This window comes from Monashia sp. HAY1-2A (assembly GCF_056755315.1).
Genome location: NZ_JBNDHY010000145.1, coordinates 1 through 10618 on the forward strand (window position 1 = coordinate 1; position 10618 = coordinate 10618).

General features: G+C 72.6%; 8 protein-coding genes. 6 read left to right on the forward strand and 2 right to left on the reverse strand.

Annotation, left to right across the window (positions count from 1 at the left end):
- Window positions 1–2: 2 nt before the first annotated feature.
- Window positions 3–1262: an MFS transporter gene (locus tag ACPYOM_RS17665; protein WP_481346960.1), complete on the forward strand. Its 1260-nt coding sequence runs from the start codon at window positions 3–5 to the stop codon at window positions 1260–1262.
- Window positions 1263–1302: 40 nt separating this feature from the next.
- Here the strand turns inward: ACPYOM_RS17665 and ACPYOM_RS17670 are convergent, their stop codons facing one another.
- Window positions 1303–1536, reverse strand: coding sequence for a cupin domain-containing protein (locus ACPYOM_RS17670; RefSeq protein WP_481346961.1), 234 nt, complete (start codon window positions 1534–1536; stop codon window positions 1303–1305).
- Between the two features lie 210 nt (window positions 1537–1746).
- On the opposite strand from ACPYOM_RS17670, the gene lepA reads away from it, so the two are divergent.
- Window positions 1747–3591 (forward strand): translation elongation factor 4, encoded by a 1845-nt coding sequence (gene lepA / locus ACPYOM_RS17675; RefSeq protein ID WP_481346962.1) that lies wholly within the window; start codon window positions 1747–1749, stop codon window positions 3589–3591.
- Window positions 3592–3606: 15 nt separating this feature from the next.
- Here the strand turns inward: lepA and ACPYOM_RS17680 are convergent, their stop codons facing one another.
- Window positions 3607–4482 (reverse strand): tyrosine-protein phosphatase, encoded by an 876-nt coding sequence (locus ACPYOM_RS17680; RefSeq protein ID WP_481346963.1) that lies wholly within the window; start codon window positions 4480–4482, stop codon window positions 3607–3609.
- A 108-nt stretch (window positions 4483–4590) separates the two neighbouring features.
- Between ACPYOM_RS17680 and ACPYOM_RS17685 the strand changes: the two genes are divergently transcribed.
- The 4 genes from ACPYOM_RS17685 to ACPYOM_RS17700 form a co-directional block, all read left to right on the forward strand.
- On the forward strand, window positions 4591–5847 hold the full coding sequence (locus tag ACPYOM_RS17685) for an MFS transporter (protein ID WP_481346964.1): 1257 nt from the start codon (window positions 4591–4593) through the stop codon (window positions 5845–5847).
- Window positions 5848–5900: 53 nt separating this feature from the next.
- Entirely contained in the window at window positions 5901–7877 is a 1977-nt protein-coding gene (locus ACPYOM_RS17690; protein WP_481346967.1) for a glycosyltransferase family 61 protein, read from the forward strand.
- A 28-nt stretch (window positions 7878–7905) separates the two neighbouring features.
- Window positions 7906–9141, forward strand: coding sequence for a radical SAM family heme chaperone HemW (hemW, locus tag ACPYOM_RS17695; protein ID WP_481346965.1), 1236 nt, complete (start codon window positions 7906–7908; stop codon window positions 9139–9141).
- Between the two features lie 72 nt (window positions 9142–9213).
- The coding region (locus ACPYOM_RS17700; protein WP_481346966.1) for an aldehyde dehydrogenase family protein at window positions 9214–10618 on the forward strand (1405 nt) is incomplete at its 3' end.

A 10618-nucleotide genomic window follows, 5' to 3' on the forward strand; every position in this document is an offset into this window, starting at 1 on the left:
CCTTGAGCCCCGCCCGTCGCCGCACCGCCCTTGCCATCCTCGCGCTGTCCGTGGGCGGCTTCGCCATCGGCACGACCGAGTTCGTGACCATGGGCCTGCTGCCCCAGATCGCCGCGGGCACCGCCGTCGACATCGCGACCGCCGGTCACTACGTGTCGGCCTACGCGCTCGGCGTCGTCGTCGGCGCCCCGCTCATCGCCGTCATCGCGGCCAAGGCGCCGCGCAAGGGCCTGCTCATGGGTCTCATGGCCTTCTTCGCCGTCGCCCACCTGGCCGTCGTCGTCGCGAACACCTACCCGACCGTCATGGCCGCCCGGTTCCTCGCCGGCATGCCGCACGGCGCGTTCTTCGGCATCGGATCGGTCGTCGCGGCGTCACTGGTCTCGCACGAACGTCGCACCGCAGCGGTGGCGACCATCCTGGGCGGGCTCGGCGTGGCCAACGTCGTCGGCGTGCCGTTCGCGACCGTACTCGGCCAGCGGCTCTCGTGGCACGCGCCCTACCTGGCGGTCGGGATCATCGCGGCGGTCACGGTCGTGGCGGTCGGCCTGTTCCTGCCGCGGCAGAGCTCGAGCGGTGAGGAGTCGATGCGTCGTGAGCTGAGGGCCCTGACCCGGCTGCAGGTCTGGCTGGCCCTCCTCGTCGGCGTCGTGGGCTTCGGCGGCATGTTCGCCATGTACTCCTTCATCACCCCGACGATGACCGACCTCGCCGGACTGGACGAGCGCCACATCCCCTGGGTCCTCGCTGCGTACGGGACCGGCATGGTCGTCGGCATGGCTCTGTCCGGGCGCGTCGGGAAGCGGTTCGGGGTCCTGCGCGGCATCGTCGTGTCCCTGTCGCTCATCGCCGTGCTGCTGGCCGCCTTCGGTCCGGCCGCCCACGTCCTGTGGCTCGCGGTGAGCATGGTGTTCCTCCTCGGGCTGCTGCCCTCGGTGCTCGTACCGCTGCTGCAGACCCGACTCATGGACGTCGCGCACGAGGGACAGTCGCTCGCCGCGGCGCTCAACCACTCGACGCTCAACACCGCGAACGCGCTCGGGGCCTGGCTCGGGTCGGTCGTCCTCGCGGCCGGGTTCGGCTACGGCGCCCCGAGCCTCGTCGGCGCGGTACTGGCGGTCCTCGGCGTCGGCATCGCCGCGACGTCCCTCGTCCTGGAGCGGCGCCCGACGGCCGGCGCGCGCACCGGGACGCCGGATGCGTCGCCCAGGTGGGACGCGTCGGACACCTCGGACGGCCCGGTCACCGCGTCGACGCGCTGACGCCGGCGCTGACAGTCCGCGCTCTGCCGGCGCGGCGAGGTCACTCGAGCCAGTCGGTGACGAAGTGGTCGTTCGCGTGGATGTGGACGCCCTCGTAGCCGCCGGGGCCGGTGCGGAACCGGTGCGGCGTGTTCGCCGGCACGACGAGCACCTGCCCGGCGCGACCGACGACCTCGCGAGCGTCCGCCCCGGAGCCGATGGTGAAGGTCGCAGACCCGCGCCGGATGACGAACGTCTCGGCATAGGGGTGCTGGTGCAGCCGGCGGCCACGCACGGCCACGTCGATCGGCGGCGGCGCTGCTCGACATCGTCCCGCCGATCGGGCGTCCCCGCTCGGCGGCCGGGCGCCCACGGGTGCTCGGGAGTGTGCGGCGGGTGCGCGGGCAGGCGTCCGGACGTGGGAGACTGGGACGATGCCGGCCCCGGCCGAGCACGACCGTCCACCCGCCGCCCACCTCGCGAGGTTCGCCCCACCGTGTCGCCCATGGCCCGCTCCGCGTTGGCCCCCAACGCAACGCCGCCGGACCTGATCCGCAACTTCTGCATCATCGCGCACATCGACCACGGCAAGTCGACCCTCGCCGACCGGATGCTCCAGCTGACCGGGGTCGTCGACGCGCGGGCGATGCGCGCCCAGTACCTCGACCGCATGGACATCGAGCGGGAGCGCGGCATCACGATCAAGAGCCAGGCCGTGCGCATGCCGTGGGAGGTCGGCGGGCAGACCTACGCGCTCAACATGATCGACACCCCCGGTCACGTCGACTTCACGTACGAGGTGTCGCGCAGCCTGGCGGCCTGCGAGGGCGCGGTGCTCCTCGTCGACGCCGCCCAGGGCATCGAGGCCCAGACCCTCGCGAACCTCTACCTGGCGATGGAGAACGACCTCACCATCATCCCGGTCCTCAACAAGATCGACCTGCCCGCGGCCCAGCCGGAGAAGTACGCCGAGGAGCTCGCCAAGCTCATCGGTGGCGACCCGGAGGACTGCCTCAAGGTGTCCGGCAAGACCGGGGAGGGCGTCGAGGCGCTCCTCGACGAGATCGTCACCCAGTTCCCGGCCCCGACCGGTGACGCGTCGGCGCCGGCCCGCGCGATGATCTTCGACTCCGTCTACGACACCTACCGCGGCGTCGTCACCTACGTCCGGGTCGTCGACGGCAACCTCAACCCGCGCGAGCGCATCGTCATGATGTCGACCCGGGCCACCCACGAGCTGCTCGAGATCGGCGTCATCAGCCCGGAGCCGGTGCCCGGCAAGGGGCTCGGGGTGGGCGAGGTCGGCTATCTCATCACCGGCGTCAAGGACGTCCGCCAGTCCCGCGTCGGCGACACCGTGACGAACGCGAGCAAGCCCGCCACGCAGAGCCTCGGCGGCTACCGCGACCCCAAGCCGATGGTCTTCTCCGGGCTGTACCCGATCGACGGATCGGACTACCCGGACCTGCGCGACGCCCTCGACCGGCTCAAGCTCAACGACGCGGCGCTCGTCTACGAGCCGGAGACGTCGGCCGCCCTCGGCTTCGGCTTCCGCTGCGGCTTCCTCGGGCTGCTGCACCTCGAGATCGTCCGCGAGCGGCTCGAGCGGGAGTTCAACCTCGACCTCATCTCGACCCAGCCCAACGTCGTCTACGACGTGACGATGGACGACGGCAAGCAGATCCACGTCACCAACCCGAGCGAGTTCCCCGAGGGCAAGATCGCCGAGGTCAGCGAGCCGGTCGTGCGCGCCACGATCCTCGCTCCGAGCGAGTTCGTCGGGGCCATCATGGAGCTGTGCCAGCAGAAGCGCGGCGCGCTCCGGGGGATGGACTACCTGTCCGAGGACCGGGTCGAGATGCGCTACACGCTGCCGCTCGCGGAGATCGTCTTCGACTTCTTCGACCAGCTGAAGTCGCGCACCCGCGGCTACGCCTCGCTCGACTACGAGCCCGACGGGGAGCAGGTGGCCGACCTCGTCAAGGTGCAGATCCTGCTCCAGGGCGAGAGCGTCGACGCGTTCAGCGCCATCGTCCACAAGGACAAGGCCTACTCGTACGGCGTCATGATGGCCGGCAAGCTCAAGGACCTCATCCCGCGCCAGCAGTTCGAGGTGCCGATCCAGGCCGCGATCGGCTCGCGCATCATCGCCCGCGAGAACATCCGCGCCATCCGCAAGGACGTCCTCGCCAAGTGCTACGGCGGCGACATCAGCCGCAAGCGCAAGCTGCTCGAGAAGCAGAAGGAGGGCAAGAAGCGGATGAAGATGGTCGGCCGGGTCGAGGTCCCGCAGGAGGCCTTCATCGCGGCCCTGTCGAGCGACGGCGCGGGGGACAGGCCGAAGAAGTAGCCGGGGCGGCGCCCGTCAGTCCTCGAGCAGCCTGGCGCGCAGCCGCTCGGTGTCGGCGGCGGTCCACCCCTGGGCCTCGAGCCAGCCGAGGGCGCCGCCGTACCGCACCTGCAGCGCCTCGAGGAGCAGGCGCATCGTGTCGGTGGTCGGTGACTGCTGCGCGACGGTCTTGTCCCGCAGGTTGTCGGCATACGCCTGCTTGGCGCGCAGTCGGTCCATGATCGCCGCGACGCGCTCGGCCGAGGCGGCGTAGTCGGCGACGACGAGGTCGGCCGGCACGCCGACCACGGTGAGAGCGAGCCCGACGACGGTGCCGGTGCGGTCCTTGCCCGCGGCACAGTGCACGATCGAGGCCCCGTCGCTGCCGGCCACGGCCCGCAGGGCCGCGACGACCGAGTCGGGCCGCTGGACCAGGTAGGACAGGTAGTGCTCCGACCAGAACGCGTCGTGGCTGCGCCGGCGGGCCTCCTCCTGCTCGGCCTCCGCCGCGCTCGCGATCCCGGCCCCGGCGCGCTCCGCGGCCTCTCGCCGCGCGGTGTCGCGGGCCCGTCGCTCGTCGGTCTCCCACGGCAGGGCACGCTCGGCGGCCGGGATGCCCGACTCGGACGTGTCCTCGCGGTAGAGCGTGAAGTGGTGGTAGCGGATGGCCGGTTCGGCGAGCAGCGGGCCCTCGCCCTCCTTGGCCACCTCCACATGGGTGCGAAGGTCGACGACGTCGCGGACACCGACGACGTCGACGAGGTGGCGCACCGAGGGCGCCGGCAGGTCCTGGAGGTTGTCGGAGCGGATGAGTCGTCGGGGGCGGACGCTGCCGCCGTCGGTGGTCGGCATCCCGCCGAGGTCGCGCATGTTGACGACGCCGTCGATCTCGATCCAGTTGGGCCGGTACACGCTCTCGACCCTACGGGACGGCCGCGCGGCCACGAGAAACCGGTTGCACCGCCCCCGGGACCCTCGGATATCTTGACGTCGAGATAAACCGGGACGAGGGGTGGGATGATGGCGACGGCAGGGGTGGCGGCAGAACCGTTGACACGCAAGGGGATTCCGGTCGACCGCGACCTCCGCATCCTTGCCGCCGGGTCGTTCGCCAACCGGTTCGGCGCCGGGGCGGTGATGACGACGAGCGCCCTGTACTTCACGCGTCAGGTCGGCTTCACCGCCACGGAGGTGGCCCTGGCGATGTCGGTGGCCGCGGTCGTGGGCATCCTCGTGCAGGTGCCCGCCGGGCACCTCGGCGACGTCCGGGGCCCGCGCCGGGTGCTCACCGTCCTCATGGCCGGGGCCGCGGTCTTCAGCGCGCCGCCGGCGTTCGCGCGCACGCCGTGGACCCTCGCGGTGCTCCTCGGCGTGCTCACCCTCTTCGAGCGGGGCGCCGGCGCCGTCAACCAGGGCGTCGTCGCCCATCTCGCCACCGGGGGCCGCGGCGTCCTCTTCAAGGCGTACCTGCGCGCGGTGACGAACACGGCGCTCGGCCTGGGCTCGGTCCTCGGCGGCGCCGCGCTCGTCGTCGACCGTCCCTGGGCCTACGTGTCGGTCTTCGTCCTCAACGCCGTCTTCACCGCCGTCGCCGCCTGGAACACGACGCGTCTGCCGGACCTGCCGCCCTACGCCCGCGGCGCCGACGAGCCTCGCCTGGCGGTGCTGCGCGACTGGCCCTTCGTCGTCGTCACGGTCCTCACCGGACTGTTCTCGTTGCACTTCTTCGTCATGGAGCTCGGCCTGGCGCTGTTCATCTCCCAGCGCACCACGGCCCCACCGGTCATGGTCGCCGTGCTGCTCGTCATCAACACCGCGGCGGTGGCGCTCTTCCAGGTGCGCCTGTCGCGGCGTGCGGACTCCGTCGAGGCGGGCTCCCGCGCCCTGGTCCGCGGCGCGTGCTGGATCGCGGGCGGCTTCGCCGTCGTGGCGCTGGCCGACCGGGGTCCGGCCTGGTTCGCTGTCGCGGCCCTCGTCGTGGGAGCGCTCGTGCACGTCGTCGGCGAGATGATCGGCTCCGGCGGGCAGTGGGGTCTGCAGATGGGTCTCGCGCCGCACGAGCGCCAGGGCCAGTACCAGGGCTTCGCCGGCCTGGGGTTCAGCGTCCTGTCCGTGGTGGGGCCACCCGTCGTGACGTACTTCTGCGTCACGCTGGGCGAGACCGGGTGGCTGTTGCTCGCCGGGTTCATGCTCCTCGTCGGGGCGGCGTCGGTGCCGGCCTCGCGGTGGGCCCTCGCCAGCAGGGCGCGGTACGGCGTCACGACGCACTCGGGCTGACGGCCTCCCCGGCCGCGTGACCGGCCCCATGCTTTGATGTGCCCGTGCAGTGGATGCGTGTGCTCGGCCGGCGAGGGTCCCGGGCCTCGGGAACGGAGGCCCCGCAGGTGGGCGACGCGATGCCGGCCGGCACGACGCCGACCGGAACGACGGCGGCCGACGCGACGCTCGCGGACGCGACGCCTGCCGACGCGACGCCGGCCCCGACGGAGGCCGTCGAGGAGCGGGCCTGGACGCCTCCCACGGCCCGCGACCTGCTCACCCTCGCCGACGAGGAGGCGTGGTCGGTCAACCGGCCGCACTACGAGGCCCTCCAGCTCGTCCTCCAGGCCGTGTCGCGCCGGCCCGGCGGTCGGGTCGTCGTCACCGGCGCCGCCGACGTGGAGGCCTGGTCCTCCGTCCTCGAGCGGGCCTGGCCCGACCTCACGGTGCACCGCGTCCACGTCGATGACGAACCCTCCGCGGTGCACGTGCGGCTCACCGTGGCGGGGCCGTTCGACGTCGTCGTGGACGCGTCCGACACGTCCGCCGTCGAGCAGGCCCGCCTCTTCCAGCGCGTCTTCATGCACCTGGACAAGGGCGGCTGGTACGTCGCCCGTCGACTCGTGCCCGGTGGCGACGCGGCCGAGCCGGCGCAGAGGTCCGAGCGCTTCGAGCGTGGCCGGGACGCCCTGCCCAACGAGAACATCCCCGAGGAACCCCCGTACGAGGGCGACCTCTGGTCGCTCGTCGCCGAGGCCCAGGCGGCGCGCACCCGTGACCTCGTCGACGACCTGTCGAAGGGGTGGGAGCGGCGCGACGTCTTCGGGCTCGCGGGATGTCTCGCGGAGGTCCACGTGCACAGCAAGGTGCTCCGCCTCGTCAACAGCACGCGCGTCGCGCCGAAGCTGCGCGAGGAGGAGGTCGACGCGGTTCTCGCGGCGCGACCCGAGCTGGGGGAGCGGCTTGCGTCCCTTCCCTCGGTGACGTGGAGCGCCACCAACGAGTACGTCGTCAACCGCGCCGGCGACCCGTACGTCCAGACCGAGTTCCGCGTGCCCGAGATGGTGCTGCGCCGCTACGACGAGGCCGTCTGCGCGCGTGGGCAGATCGTCACCCGGGACCACCTGCTCTACCCGGAGTCGTTCCGGCAGAACTGGATGACGCGGATGGCCAACATCTACGTCATCGAGAAGTTCCCGCGGTTCGGGGTCGTGCGCCGCGACGTCAGCAGCCCCGACCCGCTTCCCGGCGCCTGGTTCCACCTCGACTCGGAGTGGCCGGGGCACTTCGGCCACCTGCTCACCGAGCAGGTGAGCCGGCTGTGGGCCTTCGAGCAGGTGCGTGCGGTCGAGCCGGAGGCCAAGGTCCTCCTGACCCTCCAGCACGACCGGGAGCCGATGGCGCTGCAGCCGTTCGAGAACGAGGTCCTCGGTGCCTTCGGCATCAGGGCCGAGGACGTCCACGTCTTCACGACCACGTGCCGGCCCGAGCGCCTCTACACGGCGACGGGCATGTTCTCCCTGCCACGCTTCGTCCACCCGGACATCGCGCGCCTGTGGGACCGCGTCGGCGACCACCTCGTCCGCGACGCGGATGACCGTCCCCGTGCAGAGCGGCTGTTCGTGTCGCGCAGGCCCGCGCTCAAGAGGTCGTGCCACAACGTGGCCCAGGTCGAGGAGCTTTTCAGGGCAAGGGGATTCGAGGTCATGTACCCCGAGGACCACGCCCTGTGCGAGCAGGTGTCGCGCTTCCGTGCCGCCCGCACCGTCGCGGGCTTCGCCGGCAGCGGCCTGTTCTCCCTCATGTTCTGCCGCGACGCCAAGGACGTCGTCGTCCTCGGGCCCGACGCCTACACGGCCAGGAACGAGAACCTCATCGCGGCCGTCCGCGGCCACCGGGTCACCGCAGTGCGCAGCCGCTCCGACGTCGAGCACCCGGAGGGCTGGTGGACCCAGCAGGCGTTCGCCTCGGGGTTCACCTTCGACGTCGAGGACGAGGGGCGCTTCCTCGCCGAGCAGCTCGACCGCATCGAGGCGCGTCGGTCCTGACCGTCCGGGCCGGTGCGAGAATGACCGGATGCCGCCCTCAGCCCTGCCCGACGGCGACCCCGCTCCGCCGACCGGCGAGCTGCCGGCGTCCGCCCTCACCTCGCTCGCCTCGACCGACCTCGGCGTCTACGTCCACGTACCGTTCTGCTCGGTCCGCTGCGGCTACTGCGACTTCAACACCTACACGCTCACCGAGCTCGGCGGTCCCGGGGCCTCCATCGGCCTCGACTCCTATGCCGATGCCGCGACGCGCGAGCTCGACCTCGCGGCGGGCGTCCTCGGCCCGGACGCGCCGCCGGTGTCGACGGTCTTCGTCGGCGGCGGCACCCCCACGATGCTGCGCAGCCGCGACCTCGTCCGCCTCCTCGCCGGCATCCGCGACCGGTTCGGCCTGGCCGCGGACGCCGAGGTGACGACCGAGGCCAACCCCGACTCGGTGACGCCCGAGTCGCTCGCCGAGCTCGCCGCCGGCGGTTTCACGCGCGTCTCCGTCGGCATGCAGTCGGCGGTTCCCCATGTGCTGCGCACCCTCGACCGCACCCACGACCCCGTCAACGTGGCCCGCGCGGTGGCGGGGGCGCGGGCGGCCGGGCTGCAGGTCAGCGTCGACCTCATCTACGGCACGCCGGGGGAGTCCCTCGACGACTGGCGCACGAGCCTGGAGACCGCCGTGGCCCTCGAGCCGGACCACGTCTCGGCCTACGCCCTGGTCGTCGAGGAGGGCACGCGGCTGGCTGCGCAGGTCCGTCGCGGCCTCGTCCCGGCCCCCGAGGACGACGACGAGGCCGACAAGTACGAGCTGGCCGACGAGCTGCTCTCGGCCGCCGGGTTCGGCTGGTACGAGGTGAGCAACTGGGCCCGCGACGAGCAGCACCGCTGCCGCCACAACATCGCCTACTGGGCCGGTACGAACTGGTGGGGCATCGGCCCCGGGGCCCACAGCCACGTCGGTGGCGTCCGGTGGTGGAACGTCAAGCACCCGAGCGCCTACGCCCAGCGGCTCGGCACCGGGCAGTCGCCCGCCGCGGCCCGCGAGGTCCTCGACGACGAGCAGCGGCACGACGAGCGTGTGCTCCTCGGCACACGTCTCGTCGAGGGACTGCCCGTGGCGGACCTGCGAGGATCGGGACGCGCCGCCGTGGCCGGGCTCGTCGCCGACGGGCTCGTCGACGGCGTCGCGGCGGTCTCCCGGGGACGCGTCGTGCTGACGCGGCGCGGGCGGCTGCTCGCCGACACCGTCGTGCACCGGCTGCTCGCGGCCTGAGCGTCGACGCCGGGACCCGGACCGCACGACAGGTCACCGACCGACGACCGACGACCCACGAGGATGGACCCCATGACGCAGACCGCGCCCACCGACCGCGCCCCGTCCGACCCCGTCGCCCCGGCCGGGGGAGCGGACGTGCGCGGGGTCGTCGCATCGGCCCGGGCGGCGTTCCGCAGCGGTCGGACCAAGCCGTACGCCTGGCGGGTCGAGCAGCTGCGGGCCCTACGGGCGATGATCGCGGACCACGAGGACGAGCTCGCGGACGCCCTGCGCCAGGACCTGGCCAAGAACCCGACGGAGGCCTGGGTCACCGAGCTCGGGTTCGTCGTCGAGGAGATCGACCACACGTTGCGGCACCTGCGCTCGTGGCTGCGGCCGCGCCGCGTGCCCGTGCCGCTCTCGGTCATGCCCGGCCGCGCCCGGGTCGTGCGAGAGCCGCTCGGCGTCGTCCTCGTCATCGCGCCCTGGAACTACCCGGTGCAGCTGCTGCTCGCCCCGCTCGTCGGAGTCCTCGCGGCGGGAAACGCGGCCGTGCTCAAGCCGAGCGAGGTGGCGCCGGCCACCTCGCGGGTGCTCGCCCGGCTGCTGCCCCGCCACCTCGACGCGTCGGCCGTGCACGTCGTCGAGGGCGGGGTCCCGGAGACGACCGCCCTTCTGGCCGAGCGCTTCGACCACATCTTCTACACCGGCAACGGCTCCGTCGGCCGCATCGTCCTCGAGGCGGCGGCCCGGCACCTCACACCGGTGACGCTCGAGCTCGGCGGCAAGTCGCCGACCTACGTCCACGAGGACGCCGACCTGCTCGTCGCGGCCCGACGCATCGTCTGGGGGAAGTTCACGAACGCGGGGCAGACGTGCGTCGCCCCGGACTACGTCCTCGGCACCCGGGCCACGCTCGACGCGCTCGTGCCCAGGCTCGCCGACGCGCTCCGGGAGTCCTTCGGGACCGACCCAGCGAGGTCCGCGGAGTACGGCCGCATCGTCGACGACCGGCACTTCGCGCGGCTCCACGCGTTGGTCGACGCCGAGCGGGTCGTCCTGGGCGGGGAGTCCGACGCCGCCAGCCGCTACCTGGCCCCGACGGTCCTCGACGACGTCTGCCTCGACGACCCGGTCATGCAGGAGGAGATCTTCGGGCCGGTGCTGCCCCTCGTCGAGGTCTCGGGCCTCGACGAGGCGATCGAGGTGATCACCGAGCGCGACAAGCCGCTCGCGCTCTACGTCTTCACCGCCGACGCGGACGTGCGCCGACGCTTCGTGCGCGAGACGTCGTCCGGCGCCCTCGGTGTCAACCTGCCGCTCGCGCACATGGCGGTCCACGGGCTGCCCTTCGGCGGGGTCGGCGCGAGCGGCAACGGCGCGTACCACGGTGAGCGGTCCGTCGAGCTCTTCTCGCACGCCAAGGCCGTGCTCGAGACCCCGACGACGCCCGACACGACCGCCGTCGTCCGCCCACCTTTCACGCCGTTCAAGC